The sequence below is a fragment of the Limibacter armeniacum genome (assembly GCF_036880985.1).
GTDB lineage: Bacteria > Bacteroidota > Bacteroidia > Cytophagales > Flammeovirgaceae > Limibacter > Limibacter armeniacum.
Window position 1 is genome coordinate 2,015,227 of sequence record NZ_JBAJNO010000009.1, and the last position, 25,086, is coordinate 2,040,312.

The 25,086-nt window shown below is 41.1% G+C and carries 14 protein-coding genes; 9 read left to right on the top strand and 5 right to left on the bottom strand.

Translation table 11 applies throughout. The features are described from left to right. Nucleotides 1–5: 5 nt before the first annotated feature. The gene (locus V6R21_RS26275; RefSeq protein ID WP_334246489.1) at nt 6–1,868 is read right to left on the bottom strand and encodes a pyruvate kinase; all 1,863 of its coding nucleotides are present in this window, start codon (nt 1,866–1,868) and stop codon (nt 6–8) included. A 155-nt stretch (nt 1,869–2,023) separates the two neighbouring features. On the opposite strand from V6R21_RS26275, the gene V6R21_RS26280 reads away from it, so the two are divergent. The 8 genes from V6R21_RS26280 (at nt 2,024) to V6R21_RS26315 (ending at nt 15,959) form a co-directional block, all read left to right on the top strand. Continuing rightward, complete coding sequence (locus V6R21_RS26280; protein ID WP_334246490.1) at nt 2,024–2,524, top strand: FKBP-type peptidyl-prolyl cis-trans isomerase; 501 nt, start codon at nt 2,024–2,026, stop codon at nt 2,522–2,524. A gap of 292 nt (nt 2,525–2,816) precedes the next feature. After that, entirely contained in the window at nt 2,817–6,335 is a 3,519-nt protein-coding gene (locus tag V6R21_RS26285; RefSeq protein ID WP_334246491.1) for a SpoIIE family protein phosphatase, read from the top strand. A gap of 171 nt (nt 6,336–6,506) precedes the next feature. Further along, nucleotides 6,507–9,092 (top strand): M1 family metallopeptidase, encoded by a 2,586-nt coding sequence (locus V6R21_RS26290; RefSeq protein WP_334246492.1) that lies wholly within the window; start codon nt 6,507–6,509, stop codon nt 9,090–9,092. Between the two features lie 183 nt (nt 9,093–9,275). Then, nucleotides 9,276–11,462 (top strand): peptidase domain-containing ABC transporter, encoded by a 2,187-nt coding sequence (locus V6R21_RS26295; protein WP_334246493.1) that lies wholly within the window; start codon nt 9,276–9,278, stop codon nt 11,460–11,462. A gap of 53 nt (nt 11,463–11,515) precedes the next feature. Further along, the gene (locus V6R21_RS26300) at nt 11,516–12,895 is read left to right on the top strand and encodes an HlyD family secretion protein (protein ID WP_334246494.1); all 1,380 of its coding nucleotides are present in this window, start codon (nt 11,516–11,518) and stop codon (nt 12,893–12,895) included. 45 nt (nt 12,896–12,940) lie between these two features. Next, nucleotides 12,941–14,344, top strand: a complete 1,404-nt coding sequence (locus V6R21_RS26305; protein ID WP_334246495.1) for a TolC family protein — start codon at nt 12,941–12,943, stop codon at nt 14,342–14,344. Between the two features lie 114 nt (nt 14,345–14,458). Continuing rightward, nucleotides 14,459–15,184 carry a bacillithiol biosynthesis deacetylase BshB1 gene (gene bshB1 / locus V6R21_RS26310; RefSeq protein ID WP_334246496.1) on the top strand — a complete coding sequence of 242 codons (726 nt, stop codon included), beginning with the start codon at nt 14,459–14,461 and terminating at the stop codon, nt 15,182–15,184. A gap of 412 nt (nt 15,185–15,596) precedes the next feature. Further along, a complete protein-coding gene (locus V6R21_RS26315) occupies nt 15,597–15,959 on the top strand; it encodes a hypothetical protein (RefSeq protein ID WP_334246497.1) in 363 nt (120 codons plus the stop codon). A gap of 62 nt (nt 15,960–16,021) precedes the next feature. Here V6R21_RS26315 and V6R21_RS26320 read toward each other — a convergent pair whose 3' ends face one another. Further along, complete coding sequence (locus V6R21_RS26320; RefSeq protein WP_334246498.1) at nt 16,022–17,524, bottom strand: TonB-dependent receptor; 1,503 nt, start codon at nt 17,522–17,524, stop codon at nt 16,022–16,024. 518 nt (nt 17,525–18,042) lie between these two features. Here V6R21_RS26320 and V6R21_RS26325 point away from each other — a divergent pair. Continuing rightward, a complete protein-coding gene (locus V6R21_RS26325; protein ID WP_334246499.1) occupies nt 18,043–19,389 on the top strand; it encodes an NAD-dependent succinate-semialdehyde dehydrogenase in 1,347 nt (448 codons plus the stop codon). Between the two features lie 50 nt (nt 19,390–19,439). Here V6R21_RS26325 and V6R21_RS26330 read toward each other — a convergent pair whose 3' ends face one another. From V6R21_RS26330 to V6R21_RS26340, 3 genes are all read right to left on the bottom strand, one after another. After that, on the bottom strand, nt 19,440–20,168 hold the full coding sequence (locus V6R21_RS26330) for a hypothetical protein (RefSeq protein WP_334246500.1): 729 nt from the start codon (nt 20,166–20,168) through the stop codon (nt 19,440–19,442). A 72-nt stretch (nt 20,169–20,240) separates the two neighbouring features. Then, nucleotides 20,241–21,734 carry a SusD/RagB family nutrient-binding outer membrane lipoprotein gene (locus tag V6R21_RS26335; protein WP_334246501.1) on the bottom strand — a complete coding sequence of 498 codons (1,494 nt, stop codon included), beginning with the start codon at nt 21,732–21,734 and terminating at the stop codon, nt 20,241–20,243. Nucleotides 21,735–21,819: 85 nt separating this feature from the next. After that, entirely contained in the window at nt 21,820–25,086 is a 3,267-nt protein-coding gene (locus tag V6R21_RS26340; RefSeq protein ID WP_334246502.1) for a SusC/RagA family TonB-linked outer membrane protein, read from the bottom strand.

A 25,086-nucleotide genomic window follows, 5' to 3' on the forward strand; every position in this document is an offset into this window, starting at 1 on the left:
TTCCACTACCTACTATCTGTCAAAAGGTTTTTGGCCACAGAAAGCTTTCGAAGCAAAGCTGTTTTTTTATTCTGGTTTCGCTCCATTGCCACCAATATTTCCTCCAACATCGCAATTGCACTTTGTATATAAGGCCCCTTATTAAGCATAACACATTCTGCTCTCTGGGCCATGGCAGCATCCGTAATTTCTGCTCGGGAAGGTAATCCCTTCTTGGCCAATCCTTCTAACACTTGCGTTGCCCATATTACAGGTATGTGGGCGGCTTCACAAAGCCATAGTATTTCTTCCTGAATTTCTGCCATCCTCACCCAACCATGCTCCACAGCCAAATCCCCTCTAGCAATCATCACCCCTACCTTTTTGTTTTTCATGGCAGCCAAAAGCAATCTTGTCAACTGTTGAAACCCTTTTTGTGTCTCTATTTTTAAGACAATCCCAAGGTCTGTCGCATCTCTTTTCCTAAGTTCCTCATACAACTTTTCAACATCTGAAGGCTCCTGAACAAATGACAGGCTGACGATATCTGCATGTTTTGCTACAAAGTCCAAGTCCTCTATATCTTTAGGAGTTAACCCACTCAGCTGAATCTGAGTTTGGGGAAAATTAATCCCCTTTTCTGCTTTCAGTTTGGACCCTTTCTCTTTTGCCTGTGTGATTTCCAACTCAATCAAGTCCTTGGACACCTTACGAACTACTCCTTCTATCTTCCCATCATCCAACCTGACAATCTCTCCCTTTTTCACTGCTTGGTATATTTCCGGCAACGGACATCCAACCATGGCCGGAGAGGTTACCTTACCTTTTTTCCCTTCAATGGCAGGCCTACCTTCGAGGGCATCTTTGGTGATCAACAACGTATCACCCACATACAAAACAATCGGACGCTCAATAGGAGGAATTGCCCCCACTTTACATGATTTGATTTTTTTCCCTTCCCTTACTACCCTCAATTTTATGCCTGGCTCTATGTAAGCAGTCTCTTTAGCTGTTGCCCACACACCATTTTCTTCTATTTTTCGAACAACGAGTTGGCGCTTTTTACCTCTTCGATCATGAAAGTGGATTATATCTCCCTCTTGCAACAGCTTTACCCACTTTTCAGGAACAGGTAATATTCCATCTTCGTCCGCTTCGGCATCCGGCAAAATACTGGGAGGAGCCAACCATATCAAGGCAGGTGCTACTATTTCACCTGTTTCATCACGGTCAGGTCTCCAACTCAAAATGCTAGGTCCAGGCTCCAAAGGGCTTGTTCTCAGTTTAGGGCCTGCCAAGTCCATCAGGATATGGCAATCTTTCCCAACTTCCCGACTTGCCTTCCGTATATTGCCAACCATTTTTTTCCAAACATGGACATCATCATGGGCACAATTGACACGCGCGATATTCATCCCTTGTCTTAACATCGCCTCCACTTCACCATAATCCTCTGCAATACTACTAGGCATTGTTACCATAATTCTGACTGACCGTTCTTCAGGAGCTACCCCCAAAAGCTGCTGTGCATGCTCATTAAGCAAATTTTCACCATCCTGAAAACTGACTCTGGGTTTTCTGATTTTAAGTCGCTCTTCTGCGCACAATAAATTCACACTCTCAGAAAGTGCTTTAATACTTGCCAACACGTGGCTTTCCGATCGCCCTAAAGAGGACAAACCAAGCATAGAAAGTAATTTTTGAAGTGCCCTGACATCAAAACTTCTCATGGCCACATAGTGCATCAGGTTGTAGGCACTTGCAACATGAACTGAATGAACCTGCTTCAGCTCTTGTGAAAAGGACTTTTCTACTTTGAGTAACTGCTTATAAATATCATCAATACGCTTTACGATCAGATCCAGTTTTTCCTGTTCTATGATTTGCATTTTGGGTTGGTATTAAGAGGTGACTTTCTTCTTTAACTTTTTAAAAGCACAAGACGTTTCAAATATATATCCCTCAATATGTGGTGTATACATAGCTGCCAACATATCCTTTTCCCTCACTGCGACACATATTTCAAATAAACTGCTACTCTATTATGAAAGCAAAAGAAAACCATGTACTTACAATCTGTTATGAACTCCGTGAAGATACAGCTCAAGGACCATTACTTGAAGTGATGAATGTCAAGTATCCTTTTATTTTTCTCTTTGGAACTGGCTCATTACTGCCTGCTTTTGAAGCTAACCTGGAAGGACTTGAAGAAGGTGAACAATTTGAGTTTACACTGGAAGTGGAGGAAGCATACGGTCACCCAAATGAGTTGAATATTGTGGATGTTCCTATTTCGGCTTTTTACATTGACGGTAAGCTTGCCAATGACTTACTCCAGACTGGTACACCCGTTTCTATCAATGATGATTCGGGACAGCTCCATCATGGAAAAGTTGTTTCGCATAGCAACAGTACAGTCAAGGTGGATTTCAACCATGCCATGGCAGGGAAAAGGCTACACTTTTTTGGACAGGTTCTGAAAATCAGGAAGGCTACCGCTGATGAGATCGTCCGCAAGCACTATATCCCTGATGATATCCGATAGGAGGATTCCATTTTTTATAGATTTTTACCTCAGTAATTCTAGTATATTCCGCAATATGTTTTGGGGTAATAATATTTTTGTCTTATTTTTTCACTCAAAATTACCATAAAACAGCAATTTTTTATACAGATCTCGCATCCTGTTCGTTGCTGCTATAAGAGTTAATGTGGAAATGAGCAAACAATGCCTTCCTCCTACAGAGACTTTTATAAATCAAGGCTAAAACAACAAACTAAGACCTCCTACCTGCGGGTAAGTAGCAGACTGTGAGGACACGGAATATAAATAAAACATGAGAATGACAGTGCTTGACAGGCTCAGATGCATCGCATGCCTGCTACTTTTTGGATGCCTTACAGGTTTTTTCACACAAGTGCAGGCTCAGAACTTTAAGACATACCTTTACAACAAGGACAATGGACTCAATAGTGAACAAGTAAGGGACATCGCAAAGGACTCTCTTGGTTACCTTTGGCTTGCCACAGATGCTGGCTTAGTCAAATATGGTGGACAGGAACTGGAATCCTTTGAGGGGCAACCCTTGGCGTTGGACTACTTTAAGTCATTACTTCGTCGTAAAGATGGTTCACTTATCGCTTTATCAGACAACAACCTGATTAAGGTGAATGTCAGTCCTACTGACCTTAGTTTCGAAACACTTCTAAAAGGTCAGAATGTACCTTCAGACAGTGCCCTTTATTATGGAAAAAGTCTTTATGAAGATAGCCAACGTCAGCTTTGGGTAGCGGATGCCTATCGTATCTTCCGTCTAAACGGAGATGGCTCATTTGACTTTTTCAGTATGGATGAGCGCAACGCTGCTGATGATGTTCTGAAGTCCTACACATTTACAGAGGACAAAAACGGTAACTTATATGCAATCAACTACAATGGTTTTGCTTACCGTTTTGATGGCTCAACTTTTAAGGAAATCGAGAATACTTCCCTGCCTAAACAAATTCAATTCGTTTTGCATGAGGATGGTAATAAGTTTATTGTTTGCAGCTTTGATAAAGGTCTAGGTGTTTGGGAAGTAAGTGATAAAGGAAAGACCAAATACACGACAATTGATAAAAACATCGACCCTACTCATGCGGTAAAAATGGCTGATGGTTCGATCTGGATCAGTACTGCTACTACCGGTATGCACGTACTGAATACAGTAGGAAATAAATACACACTGTCAAGACATGCGCAAATTGGTATATACAATGCCTACTTCATGCTGGTTGATGGTCATAATATCTGGACAGCTACCAACCAAGGTTTGCGTCAGTACCAGCAACTGCCATTCAAATCACTCGCAGGTGAACACACAGACGGATACATTCAACACATTGTTCAAAGCAGCAACGGTCAGGTTTACTTCACTGATGGTTTGAGTGTCTATGAAGGTAACATCACAGTCAATGGCGATTTTCATTTGGCACGTAAAGCGGATACAAAAGGTAATACCTTCATTCGTCTCCTACCTTCAGGAAAAGGCATTTGGGCTTCAGATACACAAGGAACGCTTACCTATTGGGAAGACGGACAAAAAATAAGAACTATTGACCTTACAGACTTGGGTAAAGCCATTTATATCATTGAGAAAGACAGCCAAGGTAACTTATGGATCTGTCAGGATGATGTTTACGGCCCTATACGAGTTGATGGTAATGGACGCCCAAAAGTATTTGGTAGTGAAGACGGTATCTTCGGTAATATCATTGTAATGAAACAAACTCCTTCAGGAGTTCTTTATGCAGGTGGTAGCTCAGTTGATGGTTACCTATTCCGTTACAACGCTAAGAAAGGTGAATTCGAGAACCTCAGTCAGCCACTTGATTTTCTGAATAACACCACTTTTGAAATTACTGATATCGCTGAACTGTCTGACAAGTCTTTGGTTTTAGGTACTTCCCAAGGTGTCCTTCACTACAAAGATGACAAGGTTACGCTGATTGATCTAGGACAAGACACTCGCCGCTCTGTAAAAGGATTGGCAGTTGACCCTGTTTCAGGTGACCTTTGGATTGCGGGTAGTACTGGGTTGATTTGTGTGGACCTACAAACACAGGAAGTCATCCTCTTCTCAGAAAAGGATGGTATGAGTGCCTACACATTCAACAATAGAACACTGATGACAGACCTTCAAGGTAATATCTATGGAGGTACAACTGCTGGTATCATCATTGGTTCCAACTTTGATCGAATGTTACCTACGCAAACACCAATTCTACAATACGGTGAAAGCAACGGTAAAAAATATAAACTTCAAGAAGGCAATGAGGTTGCCGAAAGCAACTACTTAAGGGTATTTTTTGATATCCCAGCATTCCCAAGACAGAATGTTTCCTTAGAAATGAGGATACTCGGCAAGGACAACAAATGGATCCCTGTTAACAGTACAGACGAGTATGTTCAGATTGACAACCTTTCGCCTCGCTCTTATACACTTCAACTGAGAGCCAGAGCGGCTGGTAACAACTTCTGGAGTACGCCAGCTGTTTACCATTTCAGTGTATATAAGCAATGGTACCTTACTTGGTGGGCGATATCCATCTACTGTGTCGGTTTCGCGCTGCTTATCGTGTTGATTGTAAAATTGAACCTTTACAGAATCAACCGAGAGAAAAGAAAGCTGGAGGAAATGGTAAATAACCGTACTCATGAGGTAGAGCTGCAAGCACAAGAGTTGACTTCTAAGAACAAAGAACTGAACTCTGCCCTGAACAGGCTTAAACGCTCAGAGGCCATCCTGAACCATAACGCACAGGAACTGGAATCTGCAAAGAAAGATGCTGAAAAGGGTGCTTCGAAACTGATGGAGCAAAACTTGAAGCTTGAAGAATCTGCAAGAACGGTAAGAGAACAGAACATGGAGCTGACCGATCACCGTGACCAGATTATCAAGCAGAGTAACAAGTTGAAAGATCAGCAGGAACTACTCGCCAAGCAGCACGAAAACATGATGAGTAGTGTCAACTACGCCAGAAGAATACAGAGAGCCTTACTAGGTGAGCCTGAAGATGTTGAAACCAAAGTCCGAAACCTTGGAGAAGAATGGGACTCATTTATCCTGTTTAAGCCAAGGGATATCGTAAGTGGTGACTTCTACTGGTTTACTGAAAAAGGTGGTCGTTATATTATCGCAGCGGGTGACTGTACTGGTCATGGTATCCCAGGAGCCTTCATGTCCCTGATCGGTAATGACTTGTTACACCAGATTGTACACGAACGTGGTATCCTTGAACCAAGCCGTATTCTGAAGTCAATGCACATCATGATTCAGAAAGCACTGCACCAAAAAGATTACGAGAGCCGTGATGGTATGGATATCTCAATCTGTATCATCAACCCTAGGCTAAATACCTTGGCATTTGCAGGTGCGGGTAACCCACTTTATTATGTACCAAGAAATAATCCTACGGAAATGATGGTGGTAAAAGGACAACACCATGGTGTAGGTGGTAAGGATTATAAAGGAAGACGTAGAGAGTTTAAAACTCACGTACTGAGAATTGAGGATGTAGATACATTCTATATCTTCTCTGATGGATACATTGACCAGTTCGGTGGTAGAGAAGGTCGAAAACTAATGAGTAGAAACTTCCGCCGCATGTTGTTCGATATGCACACCAAGGCCTGCGAAGAGCAGAGAACGGGTCTGGATGAGTTCCTGAAACAATGGACTGCAGATGGGCACTTCAAACAGGTCGATGATATTCTGGTTGTCGGTGTGAAATGTCAACCATTTGAATATGCACAACCTGACCATGCTGATGAAGAGCTGTCAGCTGAAGCAATGGACAAGAACCTGATTATGTAAATCACAATTAGGCAAAGCATATAAAGGGTAGAACGGTTATTCCGTTCTACCCTTATTTTTTCCCATTATCATGGTATTTGTAGCTTCAGCATAGCTTCCTTTTCAGTCTTGCCGTCAATCCCTATCTTTGATTAATAGTAATAGGTCTTATAGAGTACTGAACTATCAAAGATGAAACACCATATATTAAGCATATTATTTCTGTCTGTGATGTTTTTCACAAGTTGTGACTCCGCTAACAATACACTTCAGAACAATGAAAAACTGGTTTCAGGAGTATCAAAATCGCTCGCTGAAAAAAGGGCAGCAGCCATTCATGACCTTCAGTACAACCTGTTTTTCAACATCCCAGCTTCACCTGATGAACCTATTGATGCTTCTGTTACCATCAAGGGAAAGACAGACACTAACTTCCCATTGATATTGGATTTTAGGGAAGACCCTTCTAAAATCAAAGAAGTACTCAACAATGGAAAACCAGTAAAGTACCGGTTTGAAAAAGGGCACATTATTCTGAAACAATCCTCTAAAGAGATTAACCTCACCATTAAGTTTGAAGCGGGCACCTCTTCACTAAACCGTAATGAGGATTTCCTATATACCTTGCTAGTTCCTGACAGAGCTTCCACCGTTTTCCCTTGCTTTGACCAACCTGACTTAAAGGCAGTGTTCAAACTCTCTTTAGAAGTCCCTCAAAACTGGGAAGTTCTTTCCGGAGGAAACATAGAAACCCAATCTTCAAAAGACGTTACTAACCGTGTAGTATATGGCTTTGCTCCTACAAGCCCGGTAAGTACTTACCTATTCTCCTTTGTAGCAGGTAAATTTCAACGTGTATCAATGACTCGTCGAGGAAGGACTATTCAGTTGATACACCGTGAGACTGATAAAGAGAAAGTACGCAGAAACCTTTCTGAGATCTTTAACCTCCATTTCAAAAGCATTGAATGGATGGAAGACTATACAGGAATTGCCATGCCTTTTCAAAAACTGGATTGTGCCATTATTCCTTCGTTCCAATATGGAGGGATGGAACACATAGGCGCTATCCAGTATCGTGCGGACCAAATCTTTCTTGACGAGGCTCCTCCACAACAAAAACTATTGAGACGCGCAAGCCTGATTGCCCACGAAGTCACTCACATGTGGTTTGGAAACCTAGTGACCATGAAATGGTTTGATGATGTCTGGCTAAAGGAGGTCTTTGCCAACTTCTTTGCCGCTAAGATTGTAAACCCTAGCTTCCCTAACCTTAACCACGATCTGCGCTTTCTGATGTACCATCAGCCCTCTGCCTATTCAGAAGACAGAACAGCAGGCTCCCACCCTATACAACAACATTTGGATAACCTGAAAGATGCAGGTTCCCTTTATGGACAGATCATTTACAAAAAAGCACCAGTCGTGATGAGGCAACTGGAAATGATCTTGGGCGAGAGTAAGTTCAGAAAAGGAATGATCGAGTACCTCAGGCTTTATGCGTATGGCAATGCCACCTGGGATGACCTGATTGACATTATGGATAAACAAACCAATGTCAACCTCTATGAGTGGAGTGCTGCCTGGGTTAAAGCTGCTGGCATGCCTCATATCCGAACAGAAGCAACCATGGGAGAAGATGGAACATTGGACTCCATACAGCTAGTACAGTTAAGAACAACTCCTGAACACCATTATTGGCAGCAAACTGTCAAAGCTGTCGTATTTGTGGATGATCAGATTAAAGCTGTCAATATGGTTATCAATGACAGTATCCAAAAGCTAAACCTCCCTAAGAGTATACAACATTACGACTGTTTATTGCCTGATGGGTCTGGAGTGGGCTACGGCTATTTTGAGCTTGATGCCAAAAGCCGTAATTACCTGCTCGAAAAGCTGCACCTGATTCCTGTATCTACTTACAGGGGGACTGCCTTGCTTATCCTTTGGGAAGAAATGCTGAACAACAACATTACTCCACAGCAATTAATGGATTCGCTGATGCTATTCTTACAAAAAGAAAGTAATATACTGAACAAAGAAAGAATGCTCAGCTACATACACACCATTTTCTGGAAGTTTTTCAATCCAAGGCAGCGTAGTTACTTTGCTATTCCACTGGAAACGCAATTATGGATAAGCATTCAGAAAGCAAGTAATGCAGGGGAAAAATCCACTTTCTTTAAGTCATACAGTGAGATTGCCTACTCTGACAAAGCCATTGAAAAACTTCAAAAGATTTGGCAAAATGAGTTGGTCATCAATGACCTTCCTTTATCTGAAAGGGACCATGCAGAGTTAGCCTTGGAGCTTGCTGTCAGAAATCTCAAATATGCGGACAATATTCTTTACAAACAGTTGGAAGATTTGTCAAACCCTGATTACCGAAAACGCTTCAGGTTTATGATTCCTGCGTTAGCCAAAAGTCAACTGACAAGAGACAACTTCTTTGAACAACTAAAAGACAAGGCTAACAGGGAGCATGAGCCTTGGGTAGAAGAAGCTCTTTACTACTTACACCACCCACTCAGAGCCAATGAATCTAGAAAGTACATTACACCAAGTTTGGAAATGATGGAAGAAATTCAGCAGACAGGAGACATCTTCTTCCCAAAAGGTTGGATTCAAGCAACTTTAAGTGGTCACTCCTCTAAACAAGCTGCTGATGAAGTGCGTAATTTTCTAGAAAAACACCCTGATTATCCTCAGAGTCTCCGACAAAAAATCTTGCAGGCAGCTGATATGTTATTCAGGGCTTCAGAGGTCAAACAAGAATAATTTACATAAATTCACATTTTTTCACAACGTAAATGTAACTGTGTCGCATTTAAGGTAGTATACTAGTGGATAATTTTTCAAATCAATCTGAATTGTAACTGAATCAACTATAGGTGTGTTATTTTTATTGATACTCTAAATAAAAGTGACACACCTATTATTTGAACGTATACTTGATCAAGGATGAACGCGACTCAATTTATTCCAATTTGTGAAAGACTAGCCGCACTTATTAAACATGATTATCAGGGATTCAAACTGGAAGACCAGTTTCACAATAGCTATGACTATCAGGGAAACTTTGATGCATTTTTAGAAGGGTTGTCGAATAAGGCACAGAAGATAAACATGGCTACTCTGCATAACAGAGTTCCTAAAAGCGAATTGATGGAACTGCTCCGTCACTCCCACTTCCCAATCCTTGCTTTTTTTAGGTCAGAAGACCACCTAACACCTGTAATTCTTCACTACGACCATAAGGATGCTACTTATACAGCCTATTATTATGAAGGCACACAGGAGTATACAACCAATCATGTTGACAGTATCATCAGGGACTTGGTTACAGATTTGGATGATACAGTTGAATACACAGCGCCTGTTGGATTGAATCCTATTGTTAGTGACAGTGAAAGCAGGTTAGGAAAAGTAAGTAGCCCAGTTTCTCGACTTTTTGCACTTCTGAATGCCGAAAAACGCGATATCTTCTACATCTATTTCTATGCACTTATTATCTCTGTAATCAGCTTGGTATTGCCTGTTGGTGTACAGGCTGTTATAGAAACTATTGCTGGAGGGGTTGTTTTCGATTCCATTGCCCTACTGATTGCCATTGTTGTCATTGCAACCATGGTAGCAGGGGGGTTACAGATTATGCAAGTTACCTTGGTGGAGATTATTCAACGGCGGATTTTTGTAAAAGCCTCCTTAGAAATCACCTACAGGTTGCCACGCATGAAGGTTGAGGCGATTATGGGACACTATGCTCCTGAACTGATGAACAGGTTTTTTGATGTACTGACGATTCAGAAGAGCTTACCTAAACTGCTGATTGACTTTTCAGCCGCAGTACTGCAAATTCTGTTCGGCATGATCCTGCTATCTTTCTACCACCCATTCTTTATTGTATTCGGACTGGTACTGATCATGATCTTGGCTGTGCTATTCTATATGACAGGTCCAAAGGCTTTGGAAGCCAGCCTTACAGAATCAAAATACAAATACAAGGTAGCTCACTGGCTGGAAGAGATTGCCCGTACGCTTTTCTCTTTCAAGCTTGCTGGACATACAAGTCTACCTATCAACAAGGCTGACCATTATACCAATAACTACCTGCACTACCGTAAAAAGCTTTTTCAGGTAATGATTAGTCAATATACCTATATCGTCATTTTCAAGACGCTCGTAACAGGTGGATTGCTAACCATTGGTACCTTCCTTGTCATCAACAGAGAGATCAGCTTGGGACAGTTTGTAGCTTCCGAAATCGTCATTGTACTCGTATTAGGTGCAGTAGAAAAACTGATTCTAAATATAGACACCATTTACCATTCACTGACTGCTGTAGAGAAGATTGGTAATGTGACTGATATTCCATTGGAGCGTAAAGGTGGTATTTATATGCCTAGCAGTGGAAAAGGAATGGATATTCGTATCAAGGACCTGTCCTATACCTATCCGACAAATCCAAAATCAAAGGTGATCAACAACCTGAACCTTGAAATCGCCGCAGGTGAGCGTGTCTGCATCACTGGTTATAACAATTCAGGAAAAGATACACTCGTCAAGTTACTGTCTGGCTTCTTCGAAAGTTTTGAAGGTGTCATTACCATGAACAATGTCTCTATCAGGGATGTTAACCTCAGTAGTTTACGTGATAACATTTCAAAGAATGTATCTGAAGAAGAACTGTTTGATGGTACCATCCTCGAAAACATTACGATGGGAAGGGCTCGTGTGACTCACAAGGATGTCGTATGGGCACTTGAAAGCGTTGGGCTTTGGGACTTTGTGAATGCACAACCAAACGGACTGCAAACTGAAATATCTGCTGGAGGTAAAGTTTACTCAAGCAGTATTGCCAGTAGGTTTATCTTGGCTAGGTGTATAGCAGACAAACCCAAACTTCTGATTCTCAATAAAGCATTACAGGAAATAGAAAAGCGTGAAAGATTGCGCATTATCAGCTTCCTGATGGCCAAAGAAAACCCTTGGACACTTATATGTATCTCTGGAGACCCACTGCTAATGACAGTCAGTGACAAGGTTATCGTAATGGAAAATGGAAATATCGTTTGTCAGGGACACTATCAGGATTTGCTTCATGAGCCAAAGTTCACTGACTGTATGATCCGACCTGATGACAAATAAGTTTTACTGATTAAGATTGACATTTTAACCGTTAGCAATAACTGTATAAAAATATGCTTGGGATTTCATCAAACGAACCTGCTGACAGGAGTATATATCAAGAAAGGCTTAATTCACTTAATACGTTGCATACACCAGACAGCGCACGAATTCTTGCCAAATGGCTGCTGGGTATCTTTCTGTTGTTTTTCATCATCCTGCTGCTGCCATGGCAACAGAATATCAGGGCTACAGGTGAACTGACTGCCTTATCCCCTTCCGAACGACCACAAACGATTCCTAGCCCGATTGATGGCAGAATTGACAAGTGGCATGTACAGGAAGGTCAGTTTGTAGATTCAGGACAAGTACTTGTTACTGTATCCGAGATTAAGGAGAAATTCATTGACCCTGAACTACTGACAAGGTTAAGAGAACAGGTAGAAGCCAAAGAAGCTACCCTTAAAGCTAAACAAGACAAGGTAAAAGCCTATGAAATGCAACTGAGAGCACTCCGTGAAGGGTTAAGACTCAAACTGGAGCAAACAGAAAATAAAATAGCACAATACAAGCTGAAAGTGAGTAGCGACAGTATTGATTGGCGTGCAGCCCAAGTAGACCTAAAAAACTACGAGCGTCAGTACAATGCCAATCAAGTGCTTCTTGACAGTGGCTTGATTCCACTGACAAAACTGGAAGCTGCCCGCAGTAAATACCAACAGAGTAAGGCTAAGGAGTTGTCAGCTGAAAATAAATACAGAACGGCACAGGCAGAGCTTCAAAATACACTGATCAGTAGAAGTACTGTACAAGCTGAAGCCATGAACAAGATTGCCAAGGCTGAGTCTGATAAAAGTGCTACACTAGGAGAAATAGCCGATACAAAAGGCATGCTGGCAGAGTACCGTAACAAGTACAGCAATATGGAAATCCGTAGCGGCATGCGTACTATCCGAGCACCTCAAGACGGTTATGTGGTCAAAGCATTATCAAGTGGTATTGGTGACAACGTGAAGGTTAGCCAAGCGCTACTTAGCCTGATGCCTAAAGACCCAGATATGGCAGTTGCCCTTTATGTAAAGGCAATGGACGTTCCGCTACTGTCAAAAGGAAGACATGTACGACTACAGTTTGACGGATGGCCTGCAATTCAGTTCTCTGGGTGGCCAAGCGTATCAGTCGGAACATTTGGCGGTAAAGTGGAAGTCATTGACTATGTCAGCAGTGATGACGGTACCTACCGTATTCTGGTAACTCCTGACAAACGAAAAAGTGATGATGAATCATGGCCAGAACAACTCAGAATGGGGTCTGGCGTATACGGCTGGGTTCTTTTGGACGACGTGCCTGTATGGTATGAATTCTGGCGACAAATCAATGGTTTCCCACCTAGCTTGAACAACTTTGGCAACAAGATCAAGGAAGGCAAAAAAGGAGGAGACAAGAAAAAGTAAAAAGGAGGCAAATAGGCATTACGATGCCTTATATAGAGCGGAAATATGAGAATACTATTGGCTGTGTGTTTATTACATCTGGGTTATTTTCAAAAGGCAGTTGCTCAAGACAGTACACTGGTACTGACTCTTGATGGCATCTACTCACAGGTACTGAATAATCACCCTGTGGCTAGACAAGCAAACCTGCTGTCTGAAAGTGCCCAAATGAACATCAGAATATCAAGAGGTTATTTTGACCCAAAGGTGTATTCCCAATACAGTGGAAAAGAATTCAAAGGCAGTAACTATTACCGCCTTTGGGATTCTCACCTCAAAATCCCAATGTGGGTTGGCGACCTGAAAGTAGGGTACGAGAAGAATACAGGAATAAACCTTAATCCACAATCAGATACTAATTCGGGAAAAGGGCTTGCCTATGCAGGCATTGAACTGCCTATCTTACAGGGAATGCTAATTGATGAACGTCGGGCTGCCCTACGTGAAGCCCAAGCCATGCAACAGGAAGCAGAAGCAGAGCGTGTGAACAAAATCAACAAGCTAATGCTTCAGATTGCCAAGGATTACTGGACTTGGTATTTCGCTTACCACCAATACCAATTGGCTGAAAAAGGGTTTAACCTAGCCAAGTTCCGATACAATGCGGTCAAGCAAGAAGTAGTACAAGGTACTTTGGCTGCCATAGATAGCACAGAGGCTAAAATCACAATCCAACAACGTGAAATCGATCTGAAGATGGCACTGTTGGAACTCAATAACAGCAGGCTAGTGCTATCAAACCACCTTTGGGATGAAAACGGCTCTCCACTAGAAATGGATTCAGAACTGCGCCCTGTCGAAAGACCTAGTGTGTCTCTTACAGATATTGATATGGCACAACTGGAACAAATGGCGGCACAACAACATCCCGAACTCAGACTGATTGATTCAAAACTTTCACAACTTGAAGTTCAGCGTAAGCTGGCCGCCGAGATGTTGAAGCCTACACTGAACCTGAAATACAATTTCCTGTCAAAGACCCCTATCTCTTCCAATGAGTATAACATGGACTTCTTTGAGGAAAATTATAAGCTTGGGGTTGATTTTTCATTTCCACTTTTTCTAAGAAAAGAGAGGGGCAAGTTGAAACTCACAAAGGTTAAACTGGAGCAAACAGGACTTAAACGTGTAGAGGCTTCCCGTACCATTCAAAATAACCTGAGAGCACAATACAACAAGGCTAACAACCTGAATAACTTGGTTTCTATGCAAGCAGAAATGGCACAGAACTACCGTAAGCTTTTGTCTGGAGAAGAGCAGAAATTTCAGGCTGGAGAAAGCTCTGTCTTTTATGTGACCGTAAGGGAAGGGAAACTTCTAGAAGCCGAAACCAAACTTTTCAAGATATGGTCTGAGTTTGCCAAATCAATTGCAGAGTTAAAGTGGGCAGCTGGTCTAGGAGTACAATAGCCATCTCCCTGCTTTGCCTCTAAATTCCTTACCTTTGGTACTTAATGTTTAAACACTTGCTAAAAGAAGTAGGTTAAGTAATCACCATAGGTCATTAATCCGAAAGTTATTATAATGAAACTAGATATACTTGTACTTGTTGCACACCCTGATGATGCAGAACTCGCATGCTCAGGTACTATTCTGAAAGCCATTTCACAAGGTCACAAAGTGGGTATTGTGGACTATACAAAAGGTGAAATGGGCACGCGTGGCACTCCTGAAATCAGGATGCAGGAAGCCGCTGACTCTGCGAAGATCTTGGGGCTGCATGCAAGAGAAAATCTTGGTTTTTCGGATGTATTCTTTACCAACGACAAAGCGCACCAGCTTGAGGTTGCCAAGATTATCCGTAAATACCGTCCTGATATTGTCATTACCAATGCGATAGAAGACCGCCACCCTGATCATGGCAAAGCATCCCAACTGACAGTGGATGCCTGCTTTATTAGTGGCTTGAAAATGGTCAAAACAGAACTTGACGGTAAAGCGCAAGAAGCTTGGAGACCAAAAAACATATTCCATATCATCCAAAGCACTTATCTCGCCCCAGACTTTGTCATTGATGTAACAGACTTCTGGGAAGGAAAAGAGGCTTCCATTAGGGCTTTTAAATCTCAGTTCCATACAGGCTCTTCGGAAAGCGACAAAGGCGACCAAACCTTTATTTCCTCTCCTGAATTTATGGAATTCATTAAGTCGAGAGCCCGAGAGTATGGTCAACATGTAGGAGCCAAATATGCGGAAGGTTTCACAAAGGCAAGCCCTATCATTGTCAATGACCTTTTTGACCTTGTGTAAGGCAAGCAAATAAGGTTTGTATTAAGCCCATTGAATAAGAAACTATATCTTATTCAATGGGCTTTTTATTTAATAGGATGATGCTATATTCGAACGCTATTACTAAAACCCATATCTATTTTTTTACATGAATTACTATAGCCTTTTTTTCAATAATATTTTTCTCATATCAACATTCATTTTTTGTGCTTTATACCTCATTATCCATACTATTATTTTCTTAATAATTGCTTATTCTAACTGGACGTATCATGCCTTCAACCAATTCAGGACTTTCAGATGGTTTAACCTCACTTTTAAACGTTTTTTTATAACTGCATCACTTCTGAATTTGCTATTCTCCGTTACTAATCGGCTTATCTCAAATAGTGAATGGGTACATTTTGATAGAAATTCCTTCAATCAAAAGAGAATGGAAAAAGGGATTCCACCTTTATCCCCTACTTTAATTTTGGAAAGAAAAAACACTTCGAGTGCTTACTGGAGTGAAAATCACTATTGGAGATACAACACTGAACGGAAAGGTGTATTCCATACTTCAAAACATGTTTCCTATTTATTCTTTGGAAGCCCTTTAGAGGAAACCGATACTTATATAAACACCGACACCAAAGCCTCTTTTAAAATTCGGAATGGGTATGAAAATATCTTTACTTCTCACTTCACTACTTATTTTTTAATTAGCAATGGTATAGAAAAGGAAATATCAGCAGAAGAAGGTCTTGCTTTGATCAAAGAATGGAATATACAACTAGGCAAGCAGGTAGTAGATTAACTACAAAAAAAGCACTTTAAGGTTTCCCCTAAAGTGCTTTCGTATATCTTATGTCTAAAGGCTTACTTTACCTTCATCATTGCACGCTGTCTAGCACGGTTGTCTTCACGCTTACGCTGCTCAATCAAGTATTTCTCTTCTAAAGAGCAAGGGTAATCAAACAGGCAGTTACGCTTGATGGCTTCCACTACCAAACCAGGTACCATTTCCTCCCACCTTTCATCACCACTCTTGATCATTTCCAATACATGATCTGAGATGATATGCAGATGCTCAGTCTTGCAACCTTCTAAGTTTTCGATCTTACCACTCTCTTCCAAGAACTCATATAACTTACGCAGCTTGGTATCCATATCGATATCTTTACCTGTAATCAGCTCATGGTTTTCCAAGTGTTCACGGTGCAAAGATGGATATACATACAACTTTATGTTACGGCCAAACAGGAAACCAAATGCCTCCATAATGCCACCTTTCAAGTGACTGTAATATTCCTCATTGAAGATGTATTCCAAATTGTACACACCTAGAGCCACACCAATCTTGCGACCACGGGTATATCTTGAAAGGAAATTAGTTAGGCGGTAATATTCTGAGTAGTTGGAGATGAGTACTGTATGACCAAGGGAGCAGAGGAGGTCTACACGGTCGAGGAAGTCTTTTTCGTTTTTCTGGTTATTTTCTGACACACGAAGGTTGGATAGTGTCAGCTCTGCGATAGTCACAATGTTGTCTTCTTCAACATCCGGTTCACTTTTGAACTGTTCATAACTTCGTTCAAGCATATCCACATTTACGTGGGTGATTGGTCTGAAGCGTCCTCTAAGTACCAGAATATTCTTTTTATAAAGTACATCCGCAGGAAGTAACACCTTACCATCCGGTCCAAACATCGTGGCTTTTGACAAGCCCATTCTTACGAGTTTCAAACTCATCAGGCGGTTATCCACATCTTCAAAGTCCGGTCCGGAGATCATGAAGAAGTCCACCGTTACATCGTGCACTGTCAAGCCATCCAGCAGTGAATGGATAAATGTATCCATATCATCATGGTAATAGAAACAAGAATAAATAAGGTTTACTCCTATCGTACCGATTACCATTTGCTGTACCCTCGGGTTCGGATCTTTCATCTTGACGTGGATCACACATTCATTCGGAAGGCTCTCCGGTGTCAGCTGGAAACGAACTCCCATCCATCCATGACCGTCATTGGTACGGTTGAAGTTGATTTGCTCGATTGTGTTAGCAAACGCAAAAAAGCGTGTTGTCTTTGCTCTTTCAGGTAACCTTGCACCTAACAGACGGTATTCCTTATTGAGCATCTTCTCTACCCGGCTTTGGCATACGTACCGTTTGCTCTTTTCCGGGCCGTAGATTGCGTCACTGAAAGACATGTCATAAGCCGACATAGTCTTGGCAATTGTTCCCGATGCCCCGCCAGCTTTAAAGAAGTGCGCAGCTACTTCCTGCCCCGCACCAATTTCTGCCAACGAACCGTAAATACCATTATCAAGATTAATTTTAAGCGCCTTGTCTCTGGTCGCTAGTCTTGTGAATTCCATGATAAAGAAGGACGAAATTATTTAGTTTATGTCTGATGCCTGCACTATTGTCATTATTTTTCATACTGATATACATGCCTGCACCTATAATGTTTTTGATTTGAATCTCTCTACTCTGGTATCAGAACAGCCTCGATGACTATTTTAGTATTTAGGGCAAAAGAATCAATTAATTCACTCACTCCCAACTTAATACTATTTCGTCACATCCAAAGACTCTTCCAATACTATCTTACCATAACAACTACCTTCAAAAATAATGGTTAGGTATTTCGAGCGCAAAATTAAACCTAAATGGTAATAATCACGCTTTTTTTGTAAAAAGAAGTAATTACATTTTTCATAGCCCCTAATTTTTAGGTATCGCCCAAAATTTAAGGAACATTATACATTTCCGACAGTTAAAGACAAAAATAAATACACTCACCTCTCAGGCATATATCGTATATTTGCTATTTGAGGGAGACTTTGTCTCATCTGGCACGAACACACGACAGACAAACTATCTGAACATACAAATGGAATTCCAAAGCATTAATCCGGCCAATGGAAAGGTAATCGCCCAGTACAAAGGCCTAAATCCTGCTGAAGTGAAAGAAAAAATCAGCTTGAGTGAAAAAGCATTTCAGCAATGGAAATGGACCTCTTTCACCAGTAGGGCTACTGTACTAAAAAAGGCTGCTCAACTACTCCTTGAACGTAAAGAGCAATATGCTGCACTCATTACGGATGAGATGGGTAAGCTACCTTATGAAGCAGTTGCTGAAATAGAAAAAAGTGCTTTGGTCTGTAACTACTACGCCGACCATGCTGAAGAAATCCTTCAGGATGAAGTCATCGCTTCACGATTTTCCAGAAGCATTGTCAACTATTCACCTCTTGGTGCCATTCTGGAAATCATGCCTTGGAACTTTCCCTTTTGGCAAGTATTCCGTTTTTCAGCCCCCGCATTGATGGCGGGTAATGTCTTACTCCTAAAGCATGCGCCCAATGTTTTTGGTGCTGCTGTTGCAATTGAAGAATTACTAATAGAAGCGGGACTTCCTGAACATGTCTTTCAAAACCTGATTATTGATACTGATCAGGTAGAAGAGGTATTGGCAGCTCCGATTGTACAAGGTATAGCCTTGACCGGTAGTGAGCGTGCAGGTGCCGCTGTAGCGTCACTCGCAGGGAAGCATATCAAGAAATCAATTCTAGAGTTAGGCGGAAGTGATCCTTTTATTGTACTCCAAGATGCTGATATTGATATTGCCGCAACTGCTGCTGTCCAATCCAGAATGGGTAACGCAGGACAGGCATGTACTTCAGCCAAGAGATTTATAGTCGCCAAAGAAATCCTAGAACCCTTTACTGATGCCATCATGGACAAAATCTCCAATATGGCAACTCAGGCCAATGGTAAGCAGGTTGCCTATATGGCAAGACCTGATTTGGCTGACAACCTACAACGCCAAATGCTTTCCTCCATTGAAATGGGTGCCCAATTGTTACACGGAGGAGAACGAAGCGGCAACTATTTCCCTCCAACCGTACTGACCAATGTATCACCCGGCATGCCTGTATTTGAAGAAGAAACATTCGGTCCATTGCTGTGCATCATTGAAGCTGAAGACGAACAGGATGCTGTAAGGCTTGCCAACAGCTCACGCTACGGACTCGGAGCTTCTATCTGGACCAAGGATGAGACGAAAGGATTTCAACTTGCCAGTATGGTAGAAGCCGGTACGATCAGCGTTAACCATATTGTAAAGTCAGATCCAAGACTACCTTTTGGAGGAACTAAAAAGTCTGGCTACGGAAGGGAGCTTTCAGCTTATGGAATTAAGGAGTTTGTGAATATAAAAACTATGGTGGTGGGTTAATTTCTACTACTAAAAAGCCATCAGGAGCGACTTTCCTGATGGCTTTTTAATTATTGGTTTTTCGTACTTCCTTTCAACTGATTATAGTGACTAATGATTGCGACCAACTCATGGTCATTACCAAAACTCAACTTTTTCTTTTTAATATAACTTTCCATCTCTTTCTCTAAAGAGCCAAAAAACGCTAACATCTTCTTTTTACTCTTTTTTACTTCAAGCAGTTCTTCCCCTACTGCTAGGTAATTGGTCTTATAAGTAACAATCTCAGATTTGACTGCATCAGGATGTTGTTGAGTCAGCATATTGTCACGAGTCACCTTTTTAAGTTTATAAAGCTTATAAGCTGACATTTCTCCTTCAGTTAATACCTGCGCCAACTTATTGACCAATGGAACACCTTCTAGACTATATCCATCCAGTACCCTAAAATACTGTTTCGTTCCATCTTTCAATGTCCACTCAAATGACTCAATCTGCTTTGGAGATGCTACTTTGACTTCATCTTCCACTTTAATTTCCAACTCATCATCTTCCAAGTGATAACGTAAAGGATAACCTACTACCTGTTCTCCTTTTGAAAAATTGACAGTTCCTACATACCATTCAGGCTCAATAAAGTAATGTCCTTCTGTTTTGACATCTGCTTTTTTAGACCTGATTTTCATTAAGGCAGGGTTTGTAAGGCTTCCTCTAATAATTGGTGTATTAATCTGTCCATATGAATAAGTACAAAAAACAACAGTCATTAGCGTAAGTAAGTATCTTGTTAAGTTCTTCATTTGATATTTTGGGTTAAAGTAAAAAAACCGGACCTCTAAAAGAGATCCGGTTCTATATATAAAAGCTAACGCTTAGTCAATATCCCACCACAATTTAGTGTTATAATCGTTACCGCCATTCATTTCAATACCTGTTGCAAGGTTTTCTCCGTTCAAGTCAAACTCGTTCTGAGCATAAACCCTTCTTGCCGGAATTGTTCTACCTTCAGATGCATTTGGTGATGGTGCGAGAGCAGGGAAGTTAGTTCTTCTTTGCTCAGCCCATGCCTGAAGACCTTGCATATAGAATGCTACCCACTTCTGCTCATGGATTGATTCCTCCCAATTCGCATCATCATAAGGGATATACGTTAAGTAGTCATCTAATTCAGCCTCTGTTATCCCTGTATTATACTGAGTAATTGCTGCTTTCACCGCTGTGTTATAGTGATCTTCTGCATTACCAGAAACCCATCCACGTTTTACAGCTTCAGCCATCAGGAATTCTACCTCAGCATAATCCATCAGTACAAATGGAGATGTAGCACTTACAAAATCCTTACCTGGGAAAGAATATTGGTCCAATGCATCACCAGTTACTTCACCTTGCGCATTACCATACGGCATACCAGCATAAATACTACCTGAAGCAGATGGTTGTGCGTAGTAAGTTAACCTTGGGTCATCCATCATCATAGTAGCATCACTTGGATTAACTACATCCTTCAGTTTACTCATCAAACGATCTGACACATAATAATCACGACGTCCTTGTAGTGTAATCCACTGATAGTATGGGTTTGAGTTAGCAGCAGCTGCATCATAAACCAGTTGTGCATTGTCCGCATTTGATGCAATAGCATCTGCAGCAGCAGCAGCAAAGTAAGCTTTGGCATCAAAATCAGCACCTGATGCTTCAGCAGCTCTCATTGCTATTCTCATAATGAGTGAGTTGGCAAACTTTTTCCATTTTGTCATATCACCACCAAAGATGATATCCCCCTCAATAGCAGTACCTGTATCAATCATATCAACAGATGCAGACAAAGTCTCCAAAATACCTTTATAGATCTCTTTTTGGCTATCATATTTAGGCTTAAATACCTCATTACCTTTCAGTGCTTCAGAGTAAGGAACTGCGCCCCAAATATCCGTTACATTGTGGAATGCCCATGATTGCAAAATCTTGGCTACTGCGATCTGGTTCTCATTACTACCAGATGCTTGTGCATCAACAAGTGTCGTCTCATCGGTATTCAGCTGGATAATTTGCTCAAGATCATTCAAGCCTCCAGTATAGAAAGAATAAAAACTTGATTCAACTGTCTGATAGTTTGACACATCTGTATAAGAACCTGCTGACAGTAACTGAGCATAGTGGTTACCGAAATCACTGAAAGAAGCAATAGACATATCAAACAGTAAGTCCACCAAACTTTTTTGCGACTGAGTCAACAAGTAAGATGTTGGTGTTTTTGCAGGCTTCGTAGGGTCCACGTTCATCTCTTCGAAATGATCGCAAGCTGATACTGACAACAGGAGTGACCCTGCTACCAATACCTTTTTGATATTATTTATAGTCATCATGTATTTCGTTATCTAAATAAGTTAGAAATTCTAGTGGTTGGAGGACTAAAACTAGCCCTCCCTCCAATTCAATTAATTCAAACAATTAGAATTTCAGGTTTACATTGAAACCAATAGATCTTGTTGAAGGAATCTGACCATTCTCAAAACCTTGAATATTAGAGGCTCCAAGAGTTGCTTCAGGATCAATGTTTGGTGCATTACTATGGATCAACCACAGGTTTCTACCTACTACTGCAACAGATACTGCTTGGAATGGCGTATTTGAAATCAGTTGCTTAGGCAATGCATATGAAAGAGATACCTCTCTCAGTTTCACATAAGAAGCATCATACAGGTAGTTTTCTCTTCTAGTAGCTAAAGATTTGAAGTACGCTTTTGCATCAACATATCTAACTACATCATTACCATCTTCATCAACTCCTTCTATCTTCACACCACCACCGTCTGCAATAGCATCTCTCACATTCTGACCTTTATCATTAATAACTGCTGTGCTTTCTAGAAGGCCCGAGTACTCACCGTAACGGTTAGTAACTGAATACACTAAGCCTCCTTTTTGAAAGTCAATCAATGCATTCAATTGAATACCTTTGTATGAGAATGAGTTAGAGATACCACCTGTGAAGTCTGGCAAGTATGTACCATATGTGTTATTAGTAGTTCTAGCATATAAAGCTTTACTCTCATCTTCAACCCCATCTTCATCTACACTCAAATCAATGATTCTCTTACCATTTGATGGGTGATCAACTGGGTTGCCATCAGCATCAGTTGCCTGGAAGTAATCAAATCCATCTGTCACAAAAGTACCATAAGGAGAACCTACTTTCGCATTAATTGAAGGCCCCCAGCTACCAAGCACGATGTTATCTAGGTCTTGATACAGTTCAACTACTTCGTTTTTGTTCTTAGCATAGTTAATTGTCACTCCCCACTTAAAGTCAGGAGTTTCAATCGGTGTAGCACTGATTGATGCCTCAATACCTTTGTTCGTTACCAAACCAGCATTTACCCATGCATCAGAATACCCTGTTGCACCTGATACTGAAAGAGGAATAATTTGGTCACGAGAAGCACGGTCATAGTAAGCAATATCAAAACCAGCTCTACCACTTAAGAAACGCATATCCAAACCAAACTCTATTTCTTCTGTAATTTCTGGTTTCAAGAAAGGATTCAGGATTTCATTTGGTGTGTATACCATAGGGTTATTACCGAATGGGTTATTAGCACCAAACACTTTATACAGTCTGTATGCATCTGTATCGTTACCTGTCATACCCCAGTTTGCTCTTACCTTACCGAATGAAATGATATCAGTGTCAAGTAATTCAGAGAACACAAATGAAGTGGAAACTGCCGGATAAGATACTGTATTGTTGTCTACTGGAAGTGTAGAGAACCAGTCCTGTCTGAACGATGCATCCACATATAGCATATGCTTATAACCAAATGATGCAGTTGCATACAGCGAGTTTACTTGCTTTTCTTTGAATGAGTCCGTCAATGTAGGACGGTCTTTAGAGCCATCCATATTGAAATAGTTCGGTACTGTCAGACCACCTTCTGTTGCCATTGCGTTCTTGTGGTATTGGTTGGTACGAATGTTTGCACCCAAGTTCGCTGAAAGAGAAAGGTCATTTGTCAGATCTTTGTTAAACTGCAGTAATGCCTCATAGTTGTTTTCCATCTCTGTGATTACATCCTCACTGTAACGATCAAGTACTAGTGAACCTGTAGCAATTCTATCTTCAATTCTCATAGTGTAGAAGTCAGTTCTACCAATTGCCGAAAGTTTCAAGTAGTCATTGATCTCATATGTCAAACCTACATTACCGTATACACGATCTCTCCAGTCCTCTGTATAGTTCTTATTGATCACCCAATAAGGGTTATCCCAATAAGCAGGCTGTGAGTTTGTTGGACCTTGAATATTCCAAGATCTTGCATCACCTGTCGGTCCTTCATAGTTATTTTTCAGGCGATCAAAATCCAATTGACGTTGGAACCACTGGTTAAAGTTAGTTACCACATTACGTCCTTGGTAGAAGTCATAACCATTTCTTGGTCTTCCATATGCATGCTGAGCCAAATAGTTCATACTTACATTGGCAGTCAGCTTATCACTCAACTTCTGGTTACCATTGAAGCTAATCGTGTTCTTATTTAGCGTTGAACCTGGGAATGTACCTTGTACATTCATATTCGTCAGTGAAAGTCTGAATGACCCTTTATCTGAACTACCTGTTAGCGCTACGTTGTTTGTAGCTGTTACACCAGTCTCAAAGAAGCTTCTTACATTGTCAGGGTTAGCCTCAAATGGTCTTAGTTCCCCAAAGTTTTCACCTTCAAACCAGCTATCCCAGTGTCTTACCAAAGTACCGTCCATCTTAGGACCCCAGCTTTCATCCGCACCATAGTCTACTAACTTTTGACCATCAAAGGCTGACCATTCAGCAGGGTGTTGTTCTGGGTCAAATTTAAATGTAGAGAACTCTTGAGAGTAACCACCACCATATACGTTTTGGTAGCTTGGCATAATATATACCTTGTCGAAAGTCACGTTAGAGTTTACCTCAACACCGATACCTTTCTTACCACTGCCCTTTTTAGTTGTAATCATAATTACACCATTGGCAGCTCTAGAACCATAAAGTGCTGAAGCCGAAGCACCTTTCAGTACTGTTACTGATTCTATATCATCAGCATTCAAGTCAGCTGCAGCATTACCATAGTCAAAACCACCTGAACCTACAGCCTGATCACCATCAGAAAATGATCTGTTAGAGATAGGGGTTCCATCAATTACAAATAAAGGTTGGTTATTACCCATGATAGATGAAATACCACGGATATTGATATTTGCAGAACCACCAATGTTACCAGAAGCTCCTTTAATTTGTACACCAGCAACTTTACCATTTAGTGAGTTAATAACGTTCTGGTCTTTCACCTGCTGGAGTCCTTCTCCCCCAACTTTCTGAACAGCGTATCCTAAAGAACGCTCGTCTCTTGATATACCTAAAGCTGTTACCACAACTTCACCAAGTTGTTGTACATCTTCTTTCAAAGTAACACTAAAAGTCGTTTGTGTTCCGATTGTTTGTTCGATTGTTTCGAAGCCTACTAAGCGAAAAATTAATGTCTCAGCTTCTTTAGGGATAGTCAGTTTAAAAGCACCATCTAGGTCTGTAACTGCACCTAAAGATGAACCTTTGATTTGTACAGTAGTTCCTGGAAGTGGCTCTCCTAAATCATCTTTCACCACACCGGAAACTGTTCGTTCTTGAGCTAAAGCCATTGAAAACAGCCCAAGCACAAGTGTCAACAGTAATAGAGATTTTCTCAT